Origin of the sequence: Providencia sp. PROV261, assembly GCF_028477945.1 — a bacterium.
Classification (GTDB): domain Bacteria; phylum Pseudomonadota; class Gammaproteobacteria; order Enterobacterales; family Enterobacteriaceae; genus Providencia; species Providencia stuartii.
This window is the reverse complement of record NZ_JAMPMC010000010.1, coordinates 66,088-91,311: the sequence shown is the minus strand read 5'-3', so window position 1 is coordinate 91,311 and position 25,224 is coordinate 66,088. Positions and strand designations below refer to the sequence as shown.

At 41.5% G+C, this 25,224-nt stretch carries 26 protein-coding genes; 16 read left to right on the top strand and 10 right to left on the bottom strand.

Translation table 11 applies throughout. From position 1 onward, the window contains the following. The first annotated feature begins 65 nt into the window (after positions 1-65). From htpX to PR675_RS06310, 3 genes are all read left to right on the top strand, one after another. Positions 66-947 (top strand): protease HtpX, encoded by an 882-nt coding sequence (htpX, locus tag PR675_RS06320; RefSeq protein ID WP_004920393.1) that lies wholly within the window; start codon positions 66-68, stop codon positions 945-947. A gap of 229 nt (positions 948-1,176) precedes the next feature. Then, on the top strand, positions 1,177-1,458 hold the full coding sequence (locus tag PR675_RS06315) for a hypothetical protein (RefSeq protein WP_004920390.1): 282 nt from the start codon (positions 1,177-1,179) through the stop codon (positions 1,456-1,458). Positions 1,459-1,506: 48 nt separating this feature from the next. Then, positions 1,507-1,629: a hypothetical protein gene (locus PR675_RS06310; RefSeq protein ID WP_004920387.1), complete on the top strand. Its 123-nt coding sequence runs from the start codon at positions 1,507-1,509 to the stop codon at positions 1,627-1,629. Between the two features lie 6 nt (positions 1,630-1,635). On the opposite strand, the gene PR675_RS06305 is transcribed toward PR675_RS06310, so the two are convergent. Next, positions 1,636-1,857: a DUF2594 family protein gene (locus PR675_RS06305; RefSeq protein WP_014656083.1), complete on the bottom strand. Its 222-nt coding sequence runs from the start codon at positions 1,855-1,857 to the stop codon at positions 1,636-1,638. 143 nt (positions 1,858-2,000) lie between these two features. On the opposite strand from PR675_RS06305, the gene PR675_RS06300 reads away from it, so the two are divergent. Further along, complete coding sequence (locus PR675_RS06300; RefSeq protein ID WP_060561055.1) at positions 2,001-2,858, top strand: NAD(P)H-hydrate dehydratase; 858 nt, start codon at positions 2,001-2,003, stop codon at positions 2,856-2,858. 100 nt (positions 2,859-2,958) lie between these two features. On the opposite strand, the gene PR675_RS06295 is transcribed toward PR675_RS06300, so the two are convergent. Beyond that, positions 2,959-3,180 carry a hypothetical protein gene (locus PR675_RS06295; protein ID WP_223854892.1) on the bottom strand — a complete coding sequence of 74 codons (222 nt, stop codon included), beginning with the start codon at positions 3,178-3,180 and terminating at the stop codon, positions 2,959-2,961. Here PR675_RS06295 and PR675_RS06290 point away from each other — a divergent pair. The 3 genes from PR675_RS06290 (at position 3,092) to PR675_RS06280 (ending at position 5,077) form a co-directional block, all read left to right on the top strand. Beyond that, entirely contained in the window at positions 3,092-4,255 is a 1,164-nt protein-coding gene (locus PR675_RS06290) for a sugar transporter (RefSeq protein WP_230494553.1), read from the top strand. The genes PR675_RS06295 and PR675_RS06290 overlap by 89 nt on opposite strands. Before the next feature lie 144 nt (positions 4,256-4,399). Continuing rightward, entirely contained in the window at positions 4,400-4,732 is a 333-nt protein-coding gene (locus tag PR675_RS06285; RefSeq protein ID WP_004920375.1) for an SMR family transporter, read from the top strand. Positions 4,733-4,768: 36 nt separating this feature from the next. Continuing rightward, complete coding sequence (locus PR675_RS06280; RefSeq protein ID WP_053109997.1) at positions 4,769-5,077, top strand: DUF333 domain-containing protein; 309 nt, start codon at positions 4,769-4,771, stop codon at positions 5,075-5,077. A 371-nt stretch (positions 5,078-5,448) separates the two neighbouring features. Here PR675_RS06280 and dsbB read toward each other — a convergent pair whose 3' ends face one another. Together dsbB and nhaB are read right to left on the bottom strand one after the other, a co-directional pair. Beyond that, positions 5,449-5,970 carry a disulfide bond formation protein DsbB gene (gene dsbB, locus PR675_RS06275; protein WP_036940423.1) on the bottom strand — a complete coding sequence of 174 codons (522 nt, stop codon included), beginning with the start codon at positions 5,968-5,970 and terminating at the stop codon, positions 5,449-5,451. A gap of 239 nt (positions 5,971-6,209) precedes the next feature. After that, positions 6,210-7,757 carry a sodium/proton antiporter NhaB gene (nhaB, locus tag PR675_RS06270; protein ID WP_004920360.1) on the bottom strand — a complete coding sequence of 516 codons (1,548 nt, stop codon included), beginning with the start codon at positions 7,755-7,757 and terminating at the stop codon, positions 6,210-6,212. A 221-nt stretch (positions 7,758-7,978) separates the two neighbouring features. On the opposite strand from nhaB, the gene fadR reads away from it, so the two are divergent. The 4 genes from fadR (at position 7,979) to PR675_RS06250 (ending at position 13,124) form a co-directional block, all read left to right on the top strand. Continuing rightward, positions 7,979-8,695: a fatty acid metabolism transcriptional regulator FadR gene (fadR, locus tag PR675_RS06265; protein ID WP_272582706.1), complete on the top strand. Its 717-nt coding sequence runs from the start codon at positions 7,979-7,981 to the stop codon at positions 8,693-8,695. 1,120 nt (positions 8,696-9,815) lie between these two features. After that, positions 9,816-11,117: a D-amino acid dehydrogenase gene (locus PR675_RS06260; RefSeq protein ID WP_004920353.1), complete on the top strand. Its 1,302-nt coding sequence runs from the start codon at positions 9,816-9,818 to the stop codon at positions 11,115-11,117. Between the two features lie 47 nt (positions 11,118-11,164). Then, positions 11,165-12,235, top strand: a complete 1,071-nt coding sequence (alr, locus tag PR675_RS06255) for an alanine racemase (protein WP_060561053.1) — start codon at positions 11,165-11,167, stop codon at positions 12,233-12,235. A gap of 136 nt (positions 12,236-12,371) precedes the next feature. Further along, positions 12,372-13,124, top strand: a complete 753-nt coding sequence (locus PR675_RS06250) for a MipA/OmpV family protein (RefSeq protein ID WP_004920345.1) — start codon at positions 12,372-12,374, stop codon at positions 13,122-13,124. Between the two features lie 135 nt (positions 13,125-13,259). On the opposite strand, the gene PR675_RS06245 is transcribed toward PR675_RS06250, so the two are convergent. From PR675_RS06245 to gapA, 3 genes are all read right to left on the bottom strand, one after another. Then, positions 13,260-13,877 (bottom strand): tetratricopeptide repeat protein, encoded by a 618-nt coding sequence (locus PR675_RS06245; protein WP_014656075.1) that lies wholly within the window; start codon positions 13,875-13,877, stop codon positions 13,260-13,262. Positions 13,878-14,081: 204 nt separating this feature from the next. Next, positions 14,082-14,963 carry a D-hexose-6-phosphate mutarotase gene (locus PR675_RS06240; RefSeq protein WP_004920336.1) on the bottom strand — a complete coding sequence of 294 codons (882 nt, stop codon included), beginning with the start codon at positions 14,961-14,963 and terminating at the stop codon, positions 14,082-14,084. Between the two features lie 172 nt (positions 14,964-15,135). Next, positions 15,136-16,131 carry a glyceraldehyde-3-phosphate dehydrogenase gene (gapA, locus tag PR675_RS06235; RefSeq protein WP_004920333.1) on the bottom strand — a complete coding sequence of 332 codons (996 nt, stop codon included), beginning with the start codon at positions 16,129-16,131 and terminating at the stop codon, positions 15,136-15,138. A gap of 355 nt (positions 16,132-16,486) precedes the next feature. On the opposite strand from gapA, the gene msrB reads away from it, so the two are divergent. Continuing rightward, on the top strand, positions 16,487-16,900 hold the full coding sequence (gene msrB, locus PR675_RS06230) for a peptide-methionine (R)-S-oxide reductase MsrB (protein WP_004920330.1): 414 nt from the start codon (positions 16,487-16,489) through the stop codon (positions 16,898-16,900). 115 nt (positions 16,901-17,015) lie between these two features. Next, positions 17,016-17,321 carry a YeaC family protein gene (locus PR675_RS06225; protein ID WP_004920326.1) on the top strand — a complete coding sequence of 102 codons (306 nt, stop codon included), beginning with the start codon at positions 17,016-17,018 and terminating at the stop codon, positions 17,319-17,321. A gap of 230 nt (positions 17,322-17,551) precedes the next feature. Here PR675_RS06225 and pncA read toward each other — a convergent pair whose 3' ends face one another. From pncA to sppA, 3 genes are all read right to left on the bottom strand, one after another. Continuing rightward, positions 17,552-18,208, bottom strand: a complete 657-nt coding sequence (gene pncA / locus PR675_RS06220; protein WP_014656074.1) for a bifunctional nicotinamidase/pyrazinamidase — start codon at positions 18,206-18,208, stop codon at positions 17,552-17,554. Next, complete coding sequence (gene ansA / locus PR675_RS06215; protein ID WP_004920319.1) at positions 18,195-19,214, bottom strand: asparaginase; 1,020 nt, start codon at positions 19,212-19,214, stop codon at positions 18,195-18,197. The genes pncA and ansA overlap by 14 nt, the downstream gene beginning before the upstream one ends. A gap of 193 nt (positions 19,215-19,407) precedes the next feature. After that, positions 19,408-21,276: a signal peptide peptidase SppA gene (gene sppA, locus PR675_RS06210; RefSeq protein ID WP_014656073.1), complete on the bottom strand. Its 1,869-nt coding sequence runs from the start codon at positions 21,274-21,276 to the stop codon at positions 19,408-19,410. Positions 21,277-21,597: 321 nt separating this feature from the next. Here sppA and PR675_RS06205 point away from each other — a divergent pair, with 321 nt between their 5' ends. From PR675_RS06205 to PR675_RS06195, 3 genes are read left to right on the top strand one after another with little or no spacing between them, the layout of a single operon-like run. Next, positions 21,598-22,149: an NAD(P)H nitroreductase gene (locus PR675_RS06205; protein ID WP_014656072.1), complete on the top strand. Its 552-nt coding sequence runs from the start codon at positions 21,598-21,600 to the stop codon at positions 22,147-22,149. Positions 22,150-22,167: 18 nt separating this feature from the next. Then, complete coding sequence (gene selD, locus PR675_RS06200; protein ID WP_004920307.1) at positions 22,168-23,208, top strand: selenide, water dikinase SelD; 1,041 nt, start codon at positions 22,168-22,170, stop codon at positions 23,206-23,208. A 3-nt stretch (positions 23,209-23,211) separates the two neighbouring features. After that, a complete protein-coding gene (locus PR675_RS06195) occupies positions 23,212-25,143 on the top strand; it encodes a DNA topoisomerase III (protein WP_014656070.1) in 1,932 nt (643 codons plus the stop codon). Positions 25,144-25,224 lie beyond the last annotated feature (81 nt).

The following is a 25,224-nucleotide window of genomic DNA, read 5'->3' as shown; positions in this document are numbered from 1 at the left end:
GAAAAAACCTTATTTATACCCTAAATTCTTCGTGATATTTATTTTTACCAAGGAATCAAAAAAAGATGATGCGAATTGCCTTATTCTTACTCACAAACTTAGCCGTTATGTTTGTGTTTGGGATAATTTTAAGCTTAACAGGTGTTAAAGGGAGCAGTGTTCAAGGCCTGATGATTATGGCTGGCCTATTTGGTTTTGGTGGCGCGTTTATTTCGCTGTTAATGTCAAAATGGATGGCACTTAAATCGGTTGGTGGAGAAGTGATTGAATCGCCCCGCAATGAAACTGAGCAATGGTTAATCAATACGGTAAGCCGCCAAGCTCAGCAAGTGGGTATTCAAATGCCACAGGTTGCGATTTATCACGCGCCGGATATTAACGCATTTGCTACAGGAGCACGTCGTGACGCATCATTAGTAGCGGTTAGCACGGGTTTACTAGAAAATATGAGCCGTGATGAAGCAGAAGCGGTTATTGCCCATGAGATCAGTCATATCGCAAATGGCGATATGGTGACAATGACGCTATTACAGGGTGTTGTGAACACGTTTGTGATCTTTATTTCCCGTATCATCGCTCAATTCGTTTCTGGCTTTATGTCGAGCAATGATGAAGAAAGCGAAAGCAGTAACGGTAACCCAATGGTTTACTTTGCCGTTTCAATGGTATTAGAAATTGTATTCGGTATCTTAGCGAGCATTATTACCATGTGGTTCTCTCGTTATCGTGAATTCCATGCAGATGCTGGTTCAGCGAAGTTGGTCGGTAAAGAAAAAATGATTGCTGCGCTGCAACGTTTGAAAACCAGTTATGAACCACAAGAAGAAGGCCGTTTAATGGCGTTTTGTATCAATGGTCGTGGCAAAGCATTTAGTGAACTTTTCTTGTCACACCCGCCATTAGATAAACGTATTGAAGCGCTACGTTCTGGCGAATATTTGAAATAGTTAAGTTGGCTAATTAGCCATAAAAATTGATGAAAACCCATGGTAGTGAAAAATCTATCATGGGTTTTTTATTATGGGCAAAAATTAATTTAATGCAGATCAAATTAGTGTATTCTTTAAGTGGAATTTCGTAGATTTTCTTTGGGGTCAGGTAGATGAAGGGTCTATGATGAACGAAGAAATGATGAAAATGAGCCTTAACAGAATTAGATAATATTAAGGATATAAAATGGACATACTTGTAAAAACGTTGGTTTTTGGCAATGAGTTTATGACGGTAGAAAATCCAGCGCGCTTAGTTCCCTTTAAATTTGAAATTTACCAATCTCCAACGGGTTTTTATCACCGCATGTATAAAGAAGTAGGAATGTCCGGTGCTAATTTAGGTCAGGCTTTTACTGTATGGGCTTTTGAAGAACAAAAAGCGCACCGTGACCCATCTGGCGAAATAACGTTGGAAAAATATATCCAACATTGCCAAGATATTTATAACGGAAAAGTCAAAGATTAATCTAGAATAAAAAAAGCCCCCTTCATAGAGATTTGAAGGGGGAGCTAAATGAATAAAGAATGGTTTAATTCGAGAGCAAAGATAAATTATTTCGATAAAGGATATTTAGTTATTTGTGCAGTTTTAAGTGTAATTGAACAACAAAGCCCCTTAAATAGCACTTATCGTTAAAATAATCTATTGGCGAAAACCTGCTTTGATCTGTTCAAGCGTATTACGATAAGTCTCAGCTTGTTTTTCATCTTCCATCGATGCAATTTCACGCTCCATTTTAATCAGAATTTTACCTGCATCAGCTTGACCAATTGCTTTGAGCATATGTGCAAGCAGGTTTTTTATACAGGTCACTTCTGCTGCTAATTCATTCACATCAGGTTGAGTTGGAAAATGTGCTTTCATTAATAAAGTATCCTTTAAAAATTCGTGAGTTTGCTAATATTATATCATAGAAAGGTTATAGATTGCGCCATAACATGATGAATTAAGATGAAGAATTCAGATAGGAATTAAAAGGTCGTAATGCAATATCAAAAGGATTAGTGATGTTAACTTCAATAGAAAAACAGTGGCTAGCAGAGCAATTCCCTCTATTTGTTAAGCCTCGACCAGAGCAGAGTCACAAAGGCACGTTTGGAACGCTAAATATTATTGGTGGTAGTGCAGGAATGACCGGCTCTTGCGTACTTGCTGGCGTTGCCGCGCTCAAAAGTGGCTGTGGCAAAGTGATTATTGGGTTTAATCAATCGCCACTCACATTGCAACTTATAGAGCATGCCCCCGAATTAATGTTGCGCCAAGCCAATGAAGTGATAAATGGTGAAACACCAACAGCATGGGTTATTGGTTGTGGTTTAGGTGTATCTTCAGATGCGCAATTATTGATAAATAGAGCATTATCATTTGTTGAACAGCAGCAAAGCGTGTTAATTGATGCTGATGGACTGAATCTACTTGCTCAGATGCCCCTATCTCAAACCTTATCATCACAAACAGTACTCACGCCGCACCCTAAAGAAGCCGCAAGGTTGTTACAAACAACAGTCACGGCGATACAAGCGGATAGGTTGAGTGCCGCGCAACATCTCAGCCAGCGGTTTGGTTGCTGGGCAGTGTTAAAAGGTCACCATACAATAATTTCTGCCCCCAATGGCCAAACTTGGCGCAATGAAACGGGTAATAGTGGGTTAGCTACAGCGGGGAGTGGGGATGTGTTATCAGGGATTATCGGCAGTTTATTGGCGCAATCATTACCCATTGAAGAAGCGGTGAGAGCCGGCGTTTGGTTGCATGGTAAAGCGGCAGACTTACTAATAGAAAAAGGTATAGGCCCTATTGGGTTAACGGCTCATGAAATTATTGATGAGGCGCGAGCTATCAGAAATAGAGCAACTTTTTATTGATGTTCTCGCATTGACTCACTTTAAATACCTGAGAAAAATGTGATACCATTCACATAAATTAGATTGCTTTTCGATCCTTGAAACGAAGCAATATCAAACCTCAGCTTAAATCCAATAACGTGGCTTCTATACCGATCAGCTTTTGATTGGGGGATGGGTTTTTGCTGATATCAACAAAGGCGCAAGCAAAGACAATGACACAGGTTTCTAGAAAAACAGCTTGGATCCGAGTTGTGGCACTAGCGGTCGCCGCATTTGTTTTCAATACCACCGAATTCGTTCCCGTTGCATTACTGAGTGATATTGCGGCGAGTTTTAACATGACAGTAGCCCATACTGGGTTGATGATCACCATTTATGCGTGGGTAGTGGCCATTATGTCATTGCCGCTGATGCTACTTACGAGCAAAATTGAACGGCGTAAGTTATTAGCATTACTATTTATTGTCTTTGTTTTAAGCCATATCCTTTCTGGTTTTGCATGGAATTTTGAAGTTTTGATTGTGGCGAGAGTAGGGGTTGCATTGTCGCATGCGATATTTTGGTCGATCACCGCCTCGTTAGCTATCCGCGTTGCACCTGCGGGTAAAAAGGCTCAAGCGTTAGGTTTATTAGCGACAGGTACTGCGTTAGCAACGGTGTTAGGTTTACCAATAGGGCGTGTTATTGGTCAGTTATTAGGGTGGCGTGTCACTTTCTTATGTATTGGTGCTATCGCATTATTAACCATGATTGCATTGATTCGCTTTTTACCTAAATTGCCGAGTGAGCATTCAGGTTCATTAAAAAGCTTGCCAGTACTTTTTAAACGCCAAGCGTTAGTCGGATTGTTTGTTCTGACGGTCGTGGTCGTCACAGCGCATTTTGCCGCCTACAGCTATATCGAACCTTTTGTTCGCGATATCGCGCTACAGAGCCAAAATTTTGCAACCCTATTATTGCTGATTTTTGGTGTGGCGGGGATTGCGGGAAGTATGATCTTTAGCCGTTATAGTGGTAAATATACACTATCATTTCTACCTGTGGCGATTGCTGTTTTGACGATATGTTTATTATTGTTAATGCCAATCAGTGGTCATGTAAGCTGGCTGGTTATCTTAAGCATATTCTGGGGGATCGCCATCATGTGCGTGGGCTTGGGTATGCAGGTGAAGGTGATTGATCTTGCACCGGATGCCACTGACCTTGCAATGGCAATCTATTCGGGGATCTTCAATATTGGTATCGGTGGTGGTGCTTTGCTCGGTAACCAAGTGATTGTGCATATGGGGATGGCAAGTATCGGTTATGTGGGGGCGATATTTGGCTTGATCTCATTAATTTGGTGTACTTTTATATTTAGACGCTATAGCGCGTCATTTCGCGAACAAGTTAAAACAGCGCCAATGGCACACTAAATAAACTACTTAACATGTTTAATCCCCTGTAATAGTAATGATTCTATTGCAGGGTATTTTTTTATATTTGGTCATTACAGCAATTGATAACTATGCTAAATTTCTTAGCATTTTGATAAAGTTAGATAATAAAAAGGTGACTTGATGAAGGGGCTAGGTTTTTTATTGATGTCTATAGTCGCAGAAGTGATTGCTACAACGACATTAAAGGCATCAGATGGTTTTAGTCGTTTTTGGCCATCGTTGATTGTCGTCATTGGGTATGCGGTCTCTTTTTGGGGATTATCCCAAGTGGTTAAATTGATCCCTTTAGGGATAGCTTATGCAATTTGGTCCGGTTTAGGCATTGTACTCGTTTCGGTCGCTGCAATATTTATTTATCAACAGAAACTCGATTTACCTGCAATTATTGGTATGCTATTAATCATAGTCGGTGTTTTGGTCATCAATCTGTTTTCTAAAAGCAGTGTTCACTGATTCAGGGAACAGAAACAGTTATGGATGGGGATTAGGATGAATCGAAAAAAAAGCAGTCTGCTTAAGGTTACTTTTTGGAATAGCCTATTCGTTGGTAGTCTGTTTGTTTTAGCAGGTTGTGGGAGTTCAGAAACCATAAATACGGCACATCATGTCGATCGCTCAGCTTCCCAATATGCGCAACAGGTGGTTAATTTAGGGCCTCAAGCGCAAGAAGCGTGTGTTTCTGCGGGTGGATTACCTTCATTAAACCTAGAATTGAATGGCGCCCAAACCGCCGTTTGTCAATTTGCTAATGGTAAACGTTGTGCCGCTGATGTCATACTTACAGGCAGTTGTATTTAGTTAAATTCCCTCAGATAAAAAGTCCATCACGCATCATGTTGGGCTTTTTTATATCAATTTTGTAGTTAACCCATTTGTTGAGTTTATTTCCACGTTTCGCTCCTTTGCTTTTCATTTAAATGATAAAGCGCACGCAATTATCTAAATAATGCGGGTAATTTCGGCTGTTATTTATTTAAAAATCGTTGGCAGTAGGTCGGCTATTTTTAGCTAGGGGGATGAATGCAGCGCATGAGTGGATAAAACAGAATGAGTTTTTATTTTTTAATCTAGATGCCATGATAAGAAGTGGCTCCCAATGGCATTCATCGGGAGCCATCGCATTAGCGCCTGCCAATGCGCTTTATAGGACGCGAATTGTACTATTTACGCTATGCTTTTTTGTGTGATGGAAAAAATTGGCTGATAGCGACAATGATAGCCACTAAAAGATAAGCTGCATAAATACCAATTAGCCATTGTGGCATATCTAACCCTAAGAAATCCCATTGCCTAACCGTACAGTCACCCGTTGCTTCAAAGACAGCAGGCGCCCATTTATCTAATGGTAACCACTCGGGGAAATTGACGAAGAAATCACATGATGCAAATGGTGAAGGGTTGAGTTGCAGCATGGTATGCTCCCAAGCAAGATCTAAACCGCGCCATGCAGCGTAGCCCCAAATAATGATGGCAACCCAACGTAAAGCGATTTTGCGTGGCGCTATTGCGCCAATTAACCCTGCAATCATAATGCCAAACAGTGCAACACGTTCATAGATGCACATGACACAAGGCTGCAATTTCATAATGTGCTGAAAATAGAGCGCTGCACATTCAAGCATAAACGCAATAAAGGCCATTAACAGCCAAGCGCCTCGTCCTTGTGAGCAGTAGTTAAAGAATCTGAACATACTTTACTTCCCTAAATTAATGGTACGCACATTTTGCCCCTATTGGTAAGACAAAAAAAGGTGCCAGAGAATAATTATGCGATTTTAAATAAGCCTTTACCTAACATTACAAACTAAACCATTTTATTTGTAATTTCAAATAAGGAGTAATGCCGAATTAGGGGGATAGAGTAAACAAAAGCTACTCCATCTGACGATGTGAGTAGCTTTGAATATAGGTGAGTTGGTGGTGATTAAACTTAAGGTAGGCTAATCCAACCTAAGCTTTCTAACCAGTGTGTGACAGGTATTAACCAAAACTCAACACCGATTAACCCAACCACAGTCATGACGACGGTATAAGGTAAAGCCATCCATACCATGCGGCCATAGGAGAGGCGAATTAATGGCGATAATGCAGACGTCAGCAGGAATAGGAAAGCCGCTTGCCCATTTGGCGTGGCAACCGACGGAAGGTTGGTTCCCGTATTAATGGCAACGGCGAGTAACTCGTACTGATGGTGTGAAATTAGCCCTTCACTTGATGCCTTTAATGCCTCGGTAATATAGACAGTACCGACGAAGACGTTATCTGAAACAGCGGAAAGAAGACCGTTGAATAGATAGAACAAGGAGAGTTGTGATGATTCAGACGATTGCAATACAAATTGAATAAATGGTGTAAATAGCTGCTGGTCGATGATCACCGCTACGACGGAGAAAAAGACGGTCAGTAGTGCGGTAAAGGGCAATGCTTCCTCAAACGCCTTACCTAAGGCATGCTCTTCTGTAATGCCACAGAAGGCGGTGGTTAATACGATGACGGATAAACCGATAAGCCCGACCTCAGCGAGGTGGAAGGCAAGGGCGACGATTAACCAAATACCAATCAAGCCTTGCACAATAAGTTGTGCTTTCTCTTTTTGTGTCCGTTTAGTGCTATTTTTTTGGTCATGATCAGTCAGGACTTGGCGAACGGTTGCAGGTAATTCCGCCCCATATCCAAATAATTTAAATTTTTCGACCAAAAAACACACAATTAAACCGCACGCAAAAACAGGTAATGTAATGGGGGCCATACGTATAAAGAAAGTCACGAAATCCCAATCGACATGCTTAGCAATAATCAGGTTTTGGGGTTCACCAACCATCGTCATGACTCCCCCTAATGCTGTACCGATACCGGCATGCATCATGAGGCTGCGCAAGAAAGCTCTAAATTGCTCAAGTGTTTGTTTCTTCTCAGCTGTATCGATATAACTGTCATTTTGTAGATCAGTATTGCTGTGTTGGCTAGAAGCGTATTGGTGATAGATAGAATAGAAACCGATGGAGACGCTAATCACAACGGCGATAACAGTGAGTGCATCTAAAAAAGCAGATAAGAAGGCACTTGCTAAGCAGAAAGCTAATGACAACGTACGTTTAGAACGAACATTCAGTAACAGTTTGGTGAAGACGAACAACAACAGTTGTTTCATAAAATAGATACCGGCGACCATAAAGATCAGCAGCAGTATGACTTCCAAATTGTTACTGATCTCATGAGAGATCTGTTTTGGGGTTGTCATGCCAATGATGACGGCTTCAATGGCTAAAAGCCCACCGGGTTGCAGCGGATAGCATTTGAGTGCCATGGCGAGGGTAAAGATAAATTCTACTACAAGTAACCACCCGGCGATGAACGGGCTGACAAAATAAAATACCAGTGGATTGATAATTAGAAATATTATTATTGCGAGCTTATACCAATCTGGAGAATTCCCTAGAAAATTTTTTAAAAAAGCTCTTTTTACACTAAAATCCATTATGAATTGTTTTCCTCTTACTTGATGTATTGTACAGTAAATTCACATACTACTCTTATCTTTTACATAAATTAAGTCTGATCAGTAATAGATAATATATTCATTATATGGGAGTTTATGATTGGTTTTGTTGTTTATGTGGGGTCTAACTATCTCAATTTACGACAATCTGGTATGATTTCTATAATAATCCGTCTGAAAATGTTTGGAATAATAAAAATATGGTCATAAAAGCTCAAAGTCCTGCAGGGTTTGCGGAAGAGTATATTATTGAGAGCATCTGGAACAATCGCTTTCCACCAGGGTCGATTTTACCTGCTGAACGGGAACTCTCGGAGTTAATTGGTGTAACACGTACGACGCTTCGTGAAGTATTACAGCGTTTAGCGCGTGATGGTTGGTTGACGATACAACATGGCAAACCAACCAAAGTGAACAATTATTGGGAGACTTCAGGCCTGAATATTCTTGAAACCTTAGCAAGGTTAGATCATGACCGTGTGCCACAACTGATTGATAATTTGCTAGCGGTGAGAACCAATATCGCTGCTATTTTTATCCGTACTGCTTTTCGTCAAAACCCTGAAAAATCATTGGAAGTTTTGTCTGAGCGTGAGAAGGTCGAAGATAACGCAGATGCGTTTAGTGCCTTAGATTACAATATATTCCGCGGGTTGGCTTTCGCGTCGGGTAACCCTATTTATGGCTTGATTATTAATGGCTTAAAAGGGCTTTATACCCGTGTTGGTCGTTACTATTTCTCTAACCCGGAAGCACGACGCCTTGCGCTCAATTTCTATCAACAATTGTCAAACTTATGCCGCGAACAAGCGTACGATCGTATTATGGAATCCGTTAGAAATTACGGTAAAGAAAGTGGTACGATTTGGCATAGTATGCAAGGGAATATGCCTAACGACCTCGCAAATGCGTGCTAACCATTCCGCGCATCCTAATTTTAACTCACGTTACTGTATGATGTCTGAAGCCAGTTTGGTGCTATTAACCAACTGGCCTTTTGGCTGTCAGAAAACCAGAAATTGCAAGTGACTTGGTCAGTTACTGAATATTGCCTGACGCTTTTTTGGGCACACATGATATGGGGTATTCAATATTGAGAGCAATATTTTCTGCTTGAGTGATCATTTTGGGTGATTGTGGCTTTATATCAGGATAATAACATTGAAATAGTACTTTGCTATGGATTGTTTCGACAGCCTCACATTCAGTATGGCAAGTGAGCAGAGGGCGAATGCTAAAACAAATTTTTCCCTCGTGCTCCACTTTAAAATGTTTAAATGATATGCAATCTGAATCTGCCACACTGCGATTGGCCATTAAACAGGACATTACGATTAAAATAAGAAATGGTCGTTTTTTTATCATGCTCCCTCCGTCAGATTTTATTAATTGACTGCTGACTTTAGCAGCTAATTTCACGTGGTAACATTTTGATTTATAGTAATAATTAACGTTTATTAACGTTCGTTTCTATATTGTTTTATACACTGTGGATTCAATAAGATAGAGAAAGAGGCGTTTTCAGCAGACTGAGACCCAGAAGGTTTATACTTTGTAAATCTGATTCATCCAATACGAGAAAAGAGCAAAAACCATTTTTGCGATAAAAATGGGTAATTGTTTTTGTGCTTGAAATCACTAAATTATCTACAATTCTGAAATAAAAAAATCAACAAGACTATAATTCATTTTAAGGTAAATTTGTGAATTTATTTTCTATGTTATTGCATGGAAATAACATATATTAAAAAATAGGCCATCAAAATAATATACCAACAAGATAGTATAAAACTCTAAATTAACGTATGAAAAAATAATTCAATCGAAATTAATTTTCTATTAATTGACTGTTTTTATTCTGTTTTTAACTATTCAATTAGAAATGGGCACTAGCATTTAAATCTGAGGCGTAAAGTAATTGTAACTGTTTTTGAATTAATTGACTGAATTGTTAAAAGTGTTAATTAACCATATTGGAAAATGAATACTAGAATATTATTCTAATGAAAATATTCGTGCTAAGCAGCAGGGGGAGTGATGAAAGTTTTGGTCTTAGGTGCGGGGGTCATCGGTGTTACTACAGCTTGGTATTTAGCACAAGAAGGGCATGAAGTGACCGTATTAGATAGGCAAATGGATGTTGCTGAAGAGACGAGTGCGGGTAATGCTGGACAAATTTCCCCGGGCTATGCGACTCCATGGGGTGCCCCAGGGATCCCATTAAAAGCGGTTAAATGGATGTTCGAAAAGCACGCTCCATTAGCCATCAGGCCTGACGGCACATTATTCCAATTACGTTGGATGTGGCAAATGCTTAAAAATTGCGATATTCAACATTATGCGATGAATAAGAGCCGTATGGTGCGGATAGCGGAGTATAGCCGTGATTGTATTCGCCAATTACGTGCAGATACAGGGATTAGTTATGAAGGCCGTCAAGGTGGAACATTGCAACTGTTTAGGACCGAAAAGCAATTTGATAATGCCGCCAATGATATCGCTGTCTTACAGAAAGAAGGCGTACCATACGAGCTGTTGACCGCCAATGAGTTAGCGAAAGCGGAGCCTGCACTTGAATATGTGAAGGATAAATTGACGGGGGGCTTACGTTTACCTAATGACGAAACGGGTGATTGCCAACAGTTTACTAAGAAACTGGCGAAAATGGCCCAAGATGCGGGGGTTAAATTCCAGTTTGGTCGTCATGTTGAACAGATCCTGACGGATGGCAATAAAGTGAGTGGTATTCGTTGTGATGGTGAAATATTACAAGCGGATCGTTATGTAGTTGCGATGGGCTCATATTCCACATCATTACTGCATAATTTAGTGAAAATACCCGTTTATCCATTAAAAGGGTATTCATTAACAATGCCAATTATTAATGCTGAGCGCGCACCGACATCAACAGTTTTGGATGAAACTTATAAGATCGCAGTAACGCGCTTTGATGACCGCATTCGTGTTGGGGGCATGGCAGAAGTGGTTGGCTTTAATTTGGATGTGCTGAAAAAACGCTGCGAAACATTGAAGATGGTAGTACAAGATCTCTATCAAGGTGGCGGTGATATTTCTCAAGCAACGTTTTGGACGGGGCTTAGGCCTATGACGCCAGATGGAACGCCGATAGTCGGCCCAACGGCTTATAGCAATTTATATTTAAATACGGGGCATGGAACGCTAGGTTGGACGATGGCATGTGGTTCAGGTAAGTTATTAGCTGATCTGATTTCAGGGAATAAGCCTGACATTGCATCCGACGATTTATCGGTATTTAGATATATTGATGGCTTTAATACAAAATTAACCCATAGTGGTGATTTATCGCCTGCGCGTTGAGCAATTGGCTGAAAAATATTCGGATAGTATAAAAAGAAGGAAGAGATATGCCTCGCCCAATCAGTGCGGTAATTCATCTGCAAAATTTTACTCATAATTTGTCCGTAGTTCGTCAGCACGTTGGGCATGCAAAAATATGGTCTGTCATGAAGGCAGACGCTTATGGTCACAGTATTAAACATGTGTGGAAAGCACTGGCGGCATCGGATGGCTTCGCGATTTTAGATCTAAATGAAGCCATTTTATTGCGTGAACAAGGTTGGAAGGGGCCTATTTTGTTATTGGAGGGCTTTTTCCAGCCTGATGATTTAAAAGTCATAGATCAATACCAATTGACTACGGCGGTGCACAGTTATTGGCAATTGGATGCGATTGAAAATAGGCACTTTCAAAATCCCATCTCCGTGTATGTCAAACTAAATAGCGGAATGAATCGCTTAGGTTTTGAGCCGCCGGAATATGCTCAAGTGGTGCATAGATTGTCTGCAATGGAAAATGTAGAGACGGTCACCTTAATGACACATTTTGCGAATTCGGATTTATCGACAGGCACAGATAAACCTCATGCGATAATTAAACAGTTTATCGATGGTCAGTTTCCTGTCTGTATTGCCAATTCAGGGGCGACGTTATGGCACCCAAAGACCCATTATGATTGGGTTCGCTCTGGTGTGATCTTATATGGCGCATCGCCAAGTGGTCGTTGGCAAGACATTGCGGATAAAGATTTACGTGCGACAATGACATTGCAATCACAAATTATTGCAACACATGAGATTACAGCTGGGGAATCTATTGGTTATGGCAGTAAATTTACAGCACCTTACCCAATGAAGATAGCCACGGTCGCCTGTGGTTATGCGGATGGCTATCCACGTCATGCGCCAACAGGCACCCCCATTTGGTTAAATGGAACGCGTTGTCCTCTATTAGGAACTGTTTCAATGGATATGCTAACAATAGATGTTAGCGAATGCCCAACTGCTAAGATTGGTGATCGCGTTGAGCTATGGGGTAAAAACTTACCGATAGACGACGTTGCTCAGGTGGCAGGCACTATTGGTTATGAATTGATGTGCGCGTTGGCGAAAAGAGTACCAGTCGTATATGAAAATTAGAATGATTGTGTAAACAGTATTAGACATGGTTATAAATTTAACTAAAAATGTGATCAGTCGTGGGAGTGTTTTGGCTAAAGAGCACATCAAGGTATGATGCGCACTATTGTTCAATCTTCTAATATTTCAGGTTAATATGCGTAAAACAATCAAATTAACATCACTTGCTGTCGCATTAGGTTTATTATCCTCCGCAGCTATGGCTGGAACTTGGTCTGTAGGGGGTTCGGTTTTGGCGCAATCAACACCTTATAAAGGTATAAAATCGAAAGACTATGTTACGCCAGTACCGATTGTTAACTATGAAGGTGAAAACTTCTATTTTCGTACGTTAGCAGTAGGTTACTACTTGTGGAATGACCAAGAGGATCAACTTTCGCTTGATGCTTATTATTACCCTCAATTCTTCAAACCGAAAGATAACGACGACCGTGATATGCGTGAGCTTGATCGTCGCCGCGATACGGTAATGGGGGGCTTGACGTACAAACACAAAGCCGATTGGGGAACAATCCGTACCGTTGCGTCGGGGGATATGTTAGGGATCAGTAATGGTTTGCGTGCAGAAGTTGCTTACCTTTATGGTTTCTATGGCGACAATTGGTCGTTAGTTCCAGGTGTAGGTATCAAGTGGGATAGCAAAAATCAAAACCGCTATGAGTATGGTGTCTCTTCAAAAGAGTCGCGTAATAGTGGTTTAGCTCGCTATCGTCCGGGTGATAGCTGGACTCCATATGTTGAATTATCAGGTAACTATAAGTTCAATGATAATTGGAGTGCCTTTGCAATGGGGCGTATTGACCGTCTGCCAAATGAAGTGAAAGATAGTCCAATGGTTAATAAATCAGTTTCTGCAATTGTTTGGAGTGGGGTAACTTATACCTTCTAATTGCTAACCACGACTTGACAAAAAATCCCAAAATGCGCTTTGTGCTTTTGGGATTTTTTATTGGTATTTGAACAGGGCACGAATAGTTGCTGACATGGTTGATTATGGCGAATTTGCTGGTGGTAGATGGCTATTTTAGTCAGGATCTTTATAAATATCGCAAGGATAATCGGGGAGGTAGGATAAGACGTGAGCGATCTTGGCTTTTGCAAAATACTCATAAGCTTTTGCATAATCTTTGGTAACCCCCATGCCATTTTCGTACATTCGGCCTAAATAGAGATAGGCATCTTCGTTATGTTGTGCAGCCGCTTTATGATACAGCTCTAGAGCTATTGTATAATTTTGGCCAATTGCATGACCATGTTGATACATGAAACCAAGCATAGCCTGAGCATCGGGAATCCCATTATCAGCCGCTTTTTTAATCCAAGCAAACGCTTTAAGCCAATCTGTATCAACAACTTTTCCGTCATAATAGTGCAGTCCTAAAACATACTGTGATTTAGCACAACCTTGTTCTGCTGACATCTTTATCCAGCGATAAGTTTCTTCAGGTTGCCTTAGATACCGTGTGTTCCATGACGCGACGCTAAATTGTGCTTCGGCATCACCATTAACCGCATCTTCGCATACCTGTTTTGGCATATCTCTCATCCAACTATTACTATATTTTTTATATAAGTCGTCACAGTAGTTGGCAGAGACGGCAATAGGGGCAGACAATAATAATAACAAGGTGTACTTATTCATTGAGTTCATTTTTTAGTGGGATAGAAATCAATACTTATCTTAAATTTAATTATTGATGCTTTACAACGTGTAGACGGTTTTTTATATCACGTACTATTTCGTTGGAGAGAAAAGGTATATGAAGAAGTGCTGCTTGCGCCATCCTTAGTGACGTAACAGAATGATGAGGCGAGAAAAGAGCCCGCCTCATCGCGGAGGTCACTATCAGTCTTGTGGCTTATTATCGCGTGTCATCATAACGAGAGAAAGGCGAGCGGGGTGCTGATTTTCACTTTTCATCGGTTGATTAATGCGCGCCGTTTCAACACAAACCATCTGTTTGTAGCCATTGTTTGGCATATCTTGCATGCTACATGACAATTCAGCCCATGGGTTCCAACATACAACGTCAGAGTTATGGTAATGGTGTATTTCAATGGTTCGTGACCAGCTATCATCACGGATCAAACTATATTCCTCTGGCTCAGAGTAAATTCTGTCGGTATGGCTATTAATTTTTAGCGGCTTATCTTCATAAACTTCACGGTCACTGACTTTATCAAAGTAGTGGCCACCTAAACCGTATACCGTGGTTTTTTGGATATCACCAATATTGAGGTAAGTGTGCATTGCGGCTGTGGTTTCAAAATCACCATAGCTTTCTAATTCTAACTCACAGGTCTCACCGAGTTTCATTCGCAATATCAATGTAAACTCATGTGGCCATAGTTTGCGTGTATATTCGTTATCTGTCAGAGTGAAGGTGAGGATCACGCCATCTTCATGTTCATTATGTGCAGTAAATTGCCACGGTAAAATGCGGGCGAAACCATGACTTGGGCTACCCGCGGGGCCAAACCAAGGCCAGCAAATAGGGATACCCCCACGAATGGCTGTACCTGCTTTGAAAGCACTTTCACTGCTTAGCCAGATGCACGGTTTTTGACCACAAGGTTGCCAATCGATTAATTGTGCACCTTGAATACTAACGGCACCACGCACTTTAGGATGCGAAACAATAATTAAGGGTAATTCACCCAATTGGCGTTGGCTAATGTAGGCTGAAAGTTGCTTAATCACCGGTAAAGCAAAGAGTTTATCGTGCATAATTATTTGCCTGTGAATAGAGAAACAGTGAATACAAATAGGTTAGCAGAACTTAGGAAAACCGTCATTCACTCTAAGAGGTAAGTGAGGGGCTCCTGACAATTTAGGAGCGAATAAAAGCAAAAGAGCCGCCTAAAGGCGGCTCAAATTAACCATAAAACGCTAATAACTCTTATTTAGAGATGTGAGCGATCAGGTCTAGAACTTTGTTTGAATAACCTGTTTCGTTGTCATACCAAGAAACCAGTTTTACAAAGTTGTCGTTCAGTGCGATACCTGCTTTAGCATCGAATACTGAAGTCAGTTTTTCACCGTTGAAGTCAGTTGATACAACGTCATCTTCAGTGTAACCCAGAACACCTTTCAGCTCGCCCGCAGCCGCTTCTTTGATAGCGTCACAGATTTGAGCGTAAGTGGCTGGTTTTTCCATACGTACAGTTAAGTCAACAACTGAAACGTTTGGAGTAGGAACACGGAAAGACATACCAGTCAGTTTGCCATTCAACTCAGGAATAACTTTACCTACCGCTTTAGCAGCACCAGTTGAAGATGGGATGATGTTTTGAGAAGCACCACGACCACCACGCCAGTCTTTGTGAGAAGGACCATCAACAGTTTTTTGAGTTGCTGTTGTTGCGTGAACAGTCGTCATCAGACCTTCGATAATGCCGAATTTGTCATTGATAACTTTAGCCAGAGGTGCCAAGCAGTTAGTTGTACAAGAAGCGTTAGAAACGATTTCTTGACCTGCATAGCTCTTATGGTTAACACCCATAACGAACATTGGCGTGTCGTCTTTTGAAGGGCCAGTCAGAACAACTTTTTTCGCGCCTGCTTGGATGTGTTTACGTGCAGTTTCATCAGTTAAGAAGATACCTGTTGCTTCTGCAACAACGTCAACACCAACTTCGTTCCACTTCAGGTTTGCAGGATCTTTCTCTGCAGTGACGCGAATTTTTTTGCCATTTACAACTAGGTGACCATCTTTAACTTCAACAGTACCGTTGAAACGACCGTGAGTAGAGTCATATTTCAGCATGTATGCCATATAGTCTGCATCGAGCAGGTCGTTGATAGCAACGATTTCGATATCAGAACGCTCTTGTGCAGCACGGAAAACGATACGGCCAATACGACCAAAACCATTAATACCTACTTTGATAGTCATAGTATTTCCACCAGCTATTTATTCGTGAATTAAGTTGTAGTTAAAGTTACCAAAACCTTGCCAGCCGTCAAGCGGAATCGTGTCAATTATTGAAAAAAATCAAAACAACTCGCACTAATTGCTTACTTGTCAGCCACTTTAGAGGCAAATACATCCGCACGTATTATCGGGATTGTGCGGGATAATGAAACCTGCTATCAGTGATATATGTGAAACTCGTCACAAATCAAAACACAAAGCACTATGTTAATTAGTTTAGAATATCTTTATAAAACGTGTTGTTAATTTTTTGTTGCACCAAATGGGGGTATTCTTAGCTTAATACCACTCAGTTATTTCAATATTTGGGTTTGATATGACAGATAAAAGTAAGCAACCGATTGATATCTCGGAGCTAAATGATATTCAGCAATATGTCACTCAGCAGGCAGGGACCGAGCGTCCGTTCACTGGCGTGTTATTGCATAATCGTAAAGATGGGGTGTATGAATGCCTGTGTTGTGGTACACCACTTTTTCTATCAGACACTAAATTTGATGCGGGGTGCGGGTGGCCGAGTTTTTATCAACCAATGACTGAAGATGCGATTAAGTATATCGAAGATTTCTCCCATGGAATGCATCGGATTGAAGTGCGTTGTCAAAATTGTAATGCCCACTTAGGACATGTGTTTCCTGATGGTCCACAACCAACGGGGCAACGTTACTGCATTAATTCAGCATCATTAAGTTTTATCGATGAGAAAACTGGCGAAAAGACCCGTGGATAGGGTGCTGAAGCTAGCTGACGCTGAAAACTAAATTAAGCAATATCGATTCAGCTAAGTTGAAATAGATAATATGTCAAATGAACTACTAACTGGGTCTCTTTGAAGGAGTTGTGAAGTGAGTGTAAATTTAGAGCCAGAGCAATTAGAGCAACTGTTATCAGTGATGACCCCTGAAATTTATCAGCGTTTGGTGACAGCTGTTGAATTAGGAAAATGGCCTGATGGTGTCGCATTAACCCCTGAGCAAAAAGAGCATAGCTTACAGATGGTGATGTTATGGCAGTCTCGTCATAATCATGATCCTGAACATATGACCATTGGTACGGATGGGCAGATCACGATGAAAAGTAAGCAGGAACTTAAATCGATGTTTCAAGGGGAAATGTTGGCAACCTTGAAGCCACAAAATAAAGACGAATAATCGCAATTAGAGGCAGCGACAGGCGAAATAACACGCTAGGCATACAGAAAAACGAAATGAACAGTGTGCCTTGTCGCCGTGATTGAAAATGGCGCAATCAGCGTTGATAAAACATGGATATGGGGGAGAGGTACTCGCGTGTGCTTTTTATTCAATCTATGTCAAACAACCAATAGTGTTAGCGACTAGCCAATACCTTGCCTTAAAAGGGCAAGGTACGTCGTTGTTAATTATTGCAGAGAATCGGTGGTGAGTAGGGTCGCCCCTTTTTGTGACATCTCGGCTAATGCGAGTTCACTATCCATTGCGGATAAATTTACGCCTCGGCAACCATCGGTAAGTACATCAACGTTATATCCCAGCTTTAACGCATCAAGTACCGTGAATTTGACACAATAATCGGTCGCTATCCCCATAATGAATAATTGGGTAATTTGTTGCTCTTGTAACCAAGCGTGTAATCGCGTCTGGCTTACTTTATCATTGTCGAAAAAAGCACTGTAGCTGTCTACTTGCGGATTTTCACCCTTCGTAAAAACTTCACAAATGGCATCTCGGTTGAGTTCCGGATGAAACTCAGCGCCAACTTCCCCTTGAACGCAATGAACGGGCCACCACACTTGGGGAATGCCATTAAGCGTACCAATGTCACCAACTTGTGTTCCTGAATTAACAGCAAAGCTCAGGTGATTAGCGGGGTGCCAGTCTTGACTAGCGATAATCGGAATATTTTGTCGTTGGCATAGCTCTATCGCCTTATTCGCTGTTTTTATTACCGTTTCACTATCGGCGACAGCAAGGGCACCACCTGTACAAAAATCATTTTGTAGATCAACTAACAGTAAAGCGGATTTAACTAAATCCTCATTTGGCTTATTCATCGGCATAGCTGAGTTCACCTCTAAGATTATGTTGCATTAATTCCCGAACATGTGCCGGTGTATATTCTTGACTAAGTAAGTAATGTAACTTACTCAATGCAGCTTCAAATGTCATATCAAATCCACTGATAACGCCTGCCTCGGCAAGTGCATGTCCTGTCGCATAGCCTTCCATATTGACTCGACCTGAAATGCACTGTGTCAGATTTACCACAATAATGCCTCGGTTTGTAGCATCATGGAGAATTTTCAGTAATTCAGGGCGTTGTGGGGCATTTCCGACACCATAGGAGCGTAAAATCAGAGCTTTTACAGGTTGTTGGAGTATGTTACGTACAATTTCAATAGACAGTCCGGGATAGAGCATAACGACACCAATCGGTTGTGGTGTGATCCGGTGGCAGATTAATGGGCCAACACCGATTGGGGCTGGGCAGGTATTAAAAGTACGAATATGAATACCTGCTTCCATTAATGGTGGACAGTTGGGGGAAGTGAACGCATCGAAACCATCGGCATGCGATTTTACGGTGCGGTTTCCTCGATACAGTTTATTGTTAAAGAACAAACCGACCTCATTAATGGGGTAATTCGCAGCGAGATATAAGGCATTAAGTAGATTAGTTTGGCCGTCTGAACGCAATGCCTCTAAGGGGATTTGTGACCCTGTCACAATTACAGGCTTACGTAGGTTCTCTAGCATAAATGATAATGCTGATGCCGTATAAGCCATTGTGTCAGTGCCATGTAAGATAACAAAGCCATCATACAGCGCATAGTTTTCACTGATATCATCGGCAATGATTTGCCAATCTTCTGGCGTAATATCAGAGGAGTCGATTAAAGGCTGGTGTTCTTTGATGGTAAACTCAGGCATTTCAGGGCGATGGAACTCGGGCATTTTAGCTAATTGGGCCTGAAGGTGCCCTGAAACTGGAATATAACCTTGTGGGGAGTGGCGCATACCAATGGTTCCGCCAGTATACACAACATAAATCGATTTCTTCTGCATTGAGTTACCTAATGTTCGACGAATAGCATGAATAACAATATAAGCAGCTATTACTATCCTTTGTTTTATATGAAGATATAACAATTTTGACTCATTTAATTATTGTTATCTACTGTTTAAGTGGGATTTGCGAGAGGAGAGGCAAGATAAATAGAGGGATCCCCTTTAGGTGTGCTAAAGGGGATCAGGGAAGTTAGTTAATTTCGGCGCAATTTAAACAGAATGCGTAACGATTTTGAGGATCGTTCATTTTTAAGAAGAATTGTGCTTGTTGACGAATGTCGGTAGCAACAGCTTCTGGTAAGAAGACCTGTAGAACGTCAGGCATCACTGCTTGGGCAGTGCTACTGAGTTCTAAAATTAACTGATCCATAAATGACAACTCAGGTTGCATCCAATCTAATGAGACGTCATTGAGTTTGGCTAATTCAGCCGCTTTAGTCACGGCATCATCGAAATCCCCTAATTGGTCGACTAAGCCAATTTTTTTCGCGTCACTGCCAATCCAAACACGGCCTTGGGCGATTTTATCAATTTCTTCTGGCGTTTTATTACGTGACTTCGCGACTAAACCTATAAAGGTTTTATAACCATTTTCGATAGTAATTTGCATCATATCGGAAAATTCAGGGCTAATTCCTTTGGTTGCAGAGATATCGGCAAGTGGGGTGGTTGATACACCGTCAGTATACACTCCGACAGAATCTAAGGCATTTTCAAAGGTATTGATTACGCCAAAGATGCCTATCGAACCCGTAATCGTATTCGGGCTTGCCACAATATAGTTCGCAGGGGTTGAAACCCAATAGCCGCCAGATGCAGCCATGCCGCCCATTGAAACGACGACGGGTTTACCCGCAGCACGTGCAGACGCGAGTTCGTTGCGGATAAGATCAGAAGCCGTTACGCTACCACCAGGGCTATTAACGCGTAAGATGATTGCTTTAATATTTTCGTTCAAACGGGCTTCGCGAATTTGTGAGCTAATTAAATCACCACTTGCAATACCCGGAGATTGAGGGCCATCCATGATAGCGCCCTGAACGATGATAACGGCAATATTACCCGCTGTGGCTGATGTTTCAGAGCCAGTTGTGCTGGTCAGCTTACCTGAATAATCATAAATACTGATGTAATTGAAATGCTTCTCTTGTTTATTCCAGCCAAATTGATTCTTAAGTACATTTTCTGCTTGCTCACGCGTATAAATCTTATCAACTAATTTTTGATTTAATGCGTATTTTGCGTTATCACCACCGGAGGCACGTAACTTACTAAGTAACACATCTGCCCCAGGGAAGATACCTTTCGCAGTGGTTTGGCGGTTTTTGGCTAGTGTATCAAGATAGTTATTCCATAACGCATCTAGCCACTGTTTAGTCGCTTGGCGTGCTTCTGGTGACATATTGTCTCGCATTAGCGGTTCAACAGCAGATTTATAAGTCCCCACACGGAAAATATGGCTACTGACTTTTAATTTTTCTAACAAGGATTTGTAGTAAAGGGTGTTTGTTGAAAAGCCTTGGATCCCCACCATACCTTGAGGGGATAGAAAAATATGATCAGCGTAACTGGCTAAATAATATTGAGACTGACTAAAACTATCGCCAACAGCATAGATAGGTTTTCCAGACTCTTTGAATTCAGTAATCGCTTTCCCGATAAAGTTTAGGGAAGGCTGATCTGCACTAACGAGGTTATCTAAACGTAATACCATGCCAGTAATACGATCATCGGTTGCTGCACTACGAATGGTATCGACAATGTCAAATAGTGAGTTTTCTTGCATGCGGTTGTTAGGGGTTCCCAATAACTCACGACTCATGCGGCCAAAAGGATCGGGGGTTGAGACCTGATCAACGACAATACCCTGTAAGTCAACATAAAGTGCACCAAAATAGTTTTGGTCAGGTTTAGAATCGGATTGATATAGCGCTATCGAACCAATAACTAAAAAACACAATATAAGAAAAATAGTGTTGAAAACCAATTCCCGAATAAAATTTAGTATTCGCCAACTGAATTTAAATACAGTGGCGATGATTTTCCATGTTTGACGCATAATTTCTCCGACACACGAATTTGCACTTGTTATCTTAACGAAATAAAAACAGTTGTCTGCAAATGAATAATATTTTTATTCATAACAATACGCTTTGGAGCGTTGTACAATGTCGTGATGATATTTTTCAACATACACAAATGATATAATTCAATCAATTAATCAATATAACACCATGGTACTCGTTAGCGAATAAGATGAATGATAAGTTTTTAAGCTGAGTACCTAACCCTGGTTGGGGTATTTAATCATTAATCAGCGCAATAATGATTGCTTGTTTGAATGACTATTATATCAGTTTACTCTGAATCGGAGAGGAATATGGATGCTTTAACCCTTTTATTGAACCGCCGTTCAGCTTCACGGCTAACAACCCCAGCACCACAAGGCGATGAATTGCAAAATATTTTAGCGGCAGGTATGCGTGCTCCTGATCATGGTGCTTTACGGCCTTGGCATTTTATTGTGATGCAAGGCGAAGGGTTAAATCGCTTTAGCCAATTACTTGAAAAAGCAGCGAAAGAGGGCAACTTAGGGCCGGAAGTGGAAGAGAAAGCGCGTAATGCCCCGTTTAGAGCACCTTTGATTATTACAGTTATCGCGAAGACTCAAGCACACCCTAAAGTACCTGAGTGGGAACAAGTTGTTGCTGCTGGTTGTACGGTACAAGCGATGCAAATGGCGGCGGTTGCCCAAGGGTTTGGGGGAATTTGGCGTTCAGGTTCTTGGACGGAAGATGCGGTTGTGCGTGAAGGATTAGGTTGTGCACCGACAGATCGCATTGTGGGCTTTTTATATTTAGGTACGCCTGAACTGAAAGCACCTGCAAAAGTACAGATCCCTGATATGCAAGAATTTGTTTCTTACTTTTAATTGATAAGGCCGAGCGTAATGGAAAAAATTAGATTAACACAGTATAGCCATGGTGCAGGTTGTGGTTGCAAAATTGCCCCAAAAGTTTTGGAACAAATCCTTCATACAGAGCAGGCCAAATTTCATGATCCTCATCTGCTTGTAGGTAACGAAACAAAAGATGATGCGGCTGTTTATGATTTAGGCAATGGCATAGGGATTATCAGTACGACAGATTTTTTTATGCCCATTGTTGATTCACCATATGAATTTGGTCGTATCGCGGCGACTAATGCGATTAGTGATGTGTTTGCTATGGGCGGTAAACCCATTATGGCAATTGCTATTTTAGGGTGGCCTATTGCGAAACTATCTCCCGAAGTGGCAAGAGAAGTCATTGAAGGAGGGAGAGCGGCTTGTGCCGATGCAGGGATTACGCTTGCAGGTGGTCACTCTATTGACGCACCAGAACCGATTTTTGGTTTAGCGGTAACTGGGGTGGTAAATACAGAGCATGTGAAGAAAAATAGTGCAGCAACAGCAGGTTGTGAACTTTTTCTGACTAAGCCGCTGGGCATTGGCGTATTAACGACCGCAGAGAAAAAAGGGTTATTAGCCGAAGAGCACCAAAATCTTGCGGCACAAACAATGTGTCAGTTGAATAAACTGGGAGCTGTTGTTGCACCGTTACCGGGCGTGACTGCAATGACTGATGTGACGGGTTTTGGTCTACTTGGGCATTTGAGTGAAATTTGTGAAGGCTCAAAGGTACGAGCAGAAATATCCTTTAGCCGAGTACCGAAACTTGCAAATGTTGAACATTATATCGATGCCGGTTGTGTGCCTGGGGGAACCCAACGCAACTTTGAAAGTTATGGGCATCTTATTGGGCCGATGACAGAGGCTCAACGCAAATTATTATGCGATCCACAAACATCGGGTGGTTTACTGATAGCAGTAGAACCTTCTGAGGTCGCTAAAATTAAAGACATTGCACAGCAGCAAGGTGTTTTGTTACAGTCTATCGGCAAATTATTACCCCATCGGGAAAATGTACCTTTAATTGAAGTGATAGATTAATTCATGCGTTTGTTTATTGCGGAAAAGCCCAGCCTCGCTAGGGCAATAGCGGATGTGTTGCCAAAACCTCATAAGAGAGGGGATGGTTTTATCCAGTGCGGTGATGACCAAATAGTGACATGGTGTATAGGCCACTTATTGGAACAAGCTGAGCCAGATGCGTATGAGCCTCGGTATGCTCGCTGGAATCTGCAAGATCTGCCGATCATTCCTGAAAAGTGGTTGTTAAAACCACGTTCCGCAGTGACAAAGCAGCTTAAAACGATTGATTCCCTTCTCAAACAGGCAACGGAAGTCGTTCATGCCGGAGACCCTGATAGAGAAGGGCAACTGCTGGTGGATGAGGTATTAGATTTTTTGAAGCTTTCTGATGAGAAAAGAAAGCAAGTCAAACGTTGTTTAATCAATGACCTTAACCCTCAAGCCGTTGAAAGAGCCATCGAACGGTTACGTGAAAACCGAGAGTTTATTCCTTTATGCGTTTCGGCATTAGCAAGAGCAAGAGCGGATTGGCTATACGGTATTAACATGACGCGTGCCTACACATTGTTGGGGCAACGTGGCGGGTATCAAGGCGTATTATCAGTAGGGAGAGTACAGACCCCTGTATTAGGCCTTGTTGTTCGCCGTGATGAAGATATTGAAAACTTTGTACCTAAAGATTATTTTGAGGTACGCGCCCATATTGTGACGCCAGAAAATGAACGTTTTGTGGCTACTTGGCAACCAAGTGAATCTTGTATTGATTATCAAGATGAAGAAGGGCGTTTATTTCATCGTCCTCTTGCTGAACATGTGGTGTCGCGTATTACAGGGAAGCCTGCTTTTGTTACGCAGTATCAGGACAAACGCGAATCTGAAATTGCGCCATTACCATTCTCCCTTTCTGCACTACAAATTGAAGCTGCTAAAAAGTTTGGGCTAAGCGCTCAAGAAGTCTTAGATATCTGCCAGCGTTTATACGAAACTCATAAATTGATCACGTATCCACGTTCAGATAGCCGTTATTTACCGGATGAGCATTTTGCTGGACGTCATTCTGTGTTGAATGCGATTTCAGTACATCAACCTGAATTAACCCAGTTTGAATTACCTGAATTAGATAAAAAAAATCGCTGCTGGGACGATAAAAAAGTGGATGCTCACCATGCTATTATTCCAACCGCAAAAGCCGTATCAGTAAAACTAACGGAGCATGAAGCCAATATTTATCAACTGATCGCCCGTCAATATATCATTCAATTTATGTCAGATGCCGTTTACCGTAAATGTACGATTGAGCTTGACATTGAAAAGGGCAAGTTTATTGCGAAAGCGCGTTTTTTAGCGGAAGCGGGTTGGCGAGTCGTATTAGGCAGTAAAGAGCGCGATGCTGAAAATGACGGTAGCCCATTACCGGTTGTTGCTAAGGGGGATGAGTTACTGTGTGAAAAAGGCGAAGTGCTTGAAAAACAAACGCAACCCCCAAGGCCTTTTACGGATGCGACACTATTATCCGCGATGACGGGGATTGCGCGTTTTGTTCAAGATAAAGCCTTAAAAAAGGTATTGCGTGAAACTGATGGGTTAGGTACTGAAGCGACGCGAGCAGGTATTATTGATCTGCTATTTAAGCGTCAGTTTTTATATAAAAAAGGTCGCTATATTCACTCAACCCCAGCGGGTAGAGCGTTAATTCATGTATTGCCTGATATGGCCACATTGCCAGATATGACGGCGCATTGGGAATCTATTTTGACGCAAATCAGTGAAAAACAAACGCGTTATATTGATTTTATGAATCCGCTTAGTGCGACATTAACGCAGCTTATTCATCACGCCCGTCAGTTTACTAACTTACGAGCATTTCGAGAGTTACCGCCTGTCACAAAGAATAAAACGACTAAAAAGCCCGTAAAATCGGCGAAAAAACCGAAAAAAAGTGAGCAAGAGTAGTCTACTAGTGAGTGTGAGCCATTTGATGGTTATCGGAGAGGTCGATAGGGAAAATCTTCCCTATCGAACAAAAAAGAGCAG

What these genes read in the sequence shown, in the direction of transcription:
- htpX (WP_004920393.1), top strand. Translation starts at nt 66, where the DNA reads ATGATGCGAATTGCCTTATTCTTACTCACAAACTTAGCCGTTATGTTT.
- PR675_RS06315 (WP_004920390.1), top strand. Translation starts at nt 1,177, where the DNA reads ATGGACATACTTGTAAAAACGTTGGTTTTTGGCAATGAGTTTATGACG.
- PR675_RS06310 (WP_004920387.1), top strand. Translation starts at nt 1,507, where the DNA reads ATGAATAAAGAATGGTTTAATTCGAGAGCAAAGATAAATTATTTCGAT.
- PR675_RS06305 (WP_014656083.1), bottom strand. Translation starts at nt 1,857, where the DNA reads ATGAAAGCACATTTTCCAACTCAACCTGATGTGAATGAATTAGCAGCA.
- PR675_RS06300 (WP_060561055.1), top strand. Translation starts at nt 2,001, where the DNA reads ATGTTAACTTCAATAGAAAAACAGTGGCTAGCAGAGCAATTCCCTCTA.
- PR675_RS06295 (WP_223854892.1), bottom strand. Translation starts at nt 3,180, where the DNA reads ATGTTAAAACTCGCCGCAATATCACTCAGTAATGCAACGGGAACGAAT.
- PR675_RS06285 (WP_004920375.1), top strand. Translation starts at nt 4,400, where the DNA reads ATGAAGGGGCTAGGTTTTTTATTGATGTCTATAGTCGCAGAAGTGATT.
- PR675_RS06280 (WP_053109997.1), top strand. Translation starts at nt 4,769, where the DNA reads ATGAATCGAAAAAAAAGCAGTCTGCTTAAGGTTACTTTTTGGAATAGC.
- dsbB (WP_036940423.1), bottom strand. Translation starts at nt 5,970, where the DNA reads ATGTTCAGATTCTTTAACTACTGCTCACAAGGACGAGGCGCTTGGCTG.
- nhaB (WP_004920360.1), bottom strand. Translation starts at nt 7,757, where the DNA reads ATGGATTTTAGTGTAAAAAGAGCTTTTTTAAAAAATTTTCTAGGGAAT.
- fadR (WP_272582706.1), top strand. Translation starts at nt 7,979, where the DNA reads ATGGTCATAAAAGCTCAAAGTCCTGCAGGGTTTGCGGAAGAGTATATT.
- PR675_RS06260 (WP_004920353.1), top strand. Translation starts at nt 9,816, where the DNA reads ATGAAAGTTTTGGTCTTAGGTGCGGGGGTCATCGGTGTTACTACAGCT.
- alr (WP_060561053.1), top strand. Translation starts at nt 11,165, where the DNA reads ATGCCTCGCCCAATCAGTGCGGTAATTCATCTGCAAAATTTTACTCAT.
- PR675_RS06250 (WP_004920345.1), top strand. Translation starts at nt 12,372, where the DNA reads ATGCGTAAAACAATCAAATTAACATCACTTGCTGTCGCATTAGGTTTA.
- PR675_RS06245 (WP_014656075.1), bottom strand. Translation starts at nt 13,877, where the DNA reads ATGAATAAGTACACCTTGTTATTATTATTGTCTGCCCCTATTGCCGTC.
- PR675_RS06240 (WP_004920336.1), bottom strand. Translation starts at nt 14,963, where the DNA reads ATGCACGATAAACTCTTTGCTTTACCGGTGATTAAGCAACTTTCAGCC.
- gapA (WP_004920333.1), bottom strand. Translation starts at nt 16,131, where the DNA reads ATGACTATCAAAGTAGGTATTAATGGTTTTGGTCGTATTGGCCGTATC.
- msrB (WP_004920330.1), top strand. Translation starts at nt 16,487, where the DNA reads ATGACAGATAAAAGTAAGCAACCGATTGATATCTCGGAGCTAAATGAT.
- pncA (WP_014656074.1), bottom strand. Translation starts at nt 18,208, where the DNA reads ATGCCGATGAATAAGCCAAATGAGGATTTAGTTAAATCCGCTTTACTG.
- ansA (WP_004920319.1), bottom strand. Translation starts at nt 19,214, where the DNA reads ATGCAGAAGAAATCGATTTATGTTGTGTATACTGGCGGAACCATTGGT.
- sppA (WP_014656073.1), bottom strand. Translation starts at nt 21,276, where the DNA reads ATGCGTCAAACATGGAAAATCATCGCCACTGTATTTAAATTCAGTTGG.
- PR675_RS06205 (WP_014656072.1), top strand. Translation starts at nt 21,598, where the DNA reads ATGGATGCTTTAACCCTTTTATTGAACCGCCGTTCAGCTTCACGGCTA.
- selD (WP_004920307.1), top strand. Translation starts at nt 22,168, where the DNA reads ATGGAAAAAATTAGATTAACACAGTATAGCCATGGTGCAGGTTGTGGT.
- PR675_RS06195 (WP_014656070.1), top strand. Translation starts at nt 23,212, where the DNA reads ATGCGTTTGTTTATTGCGGAAAAGCCCAGCCTCGCTAGGGCAATAGCG.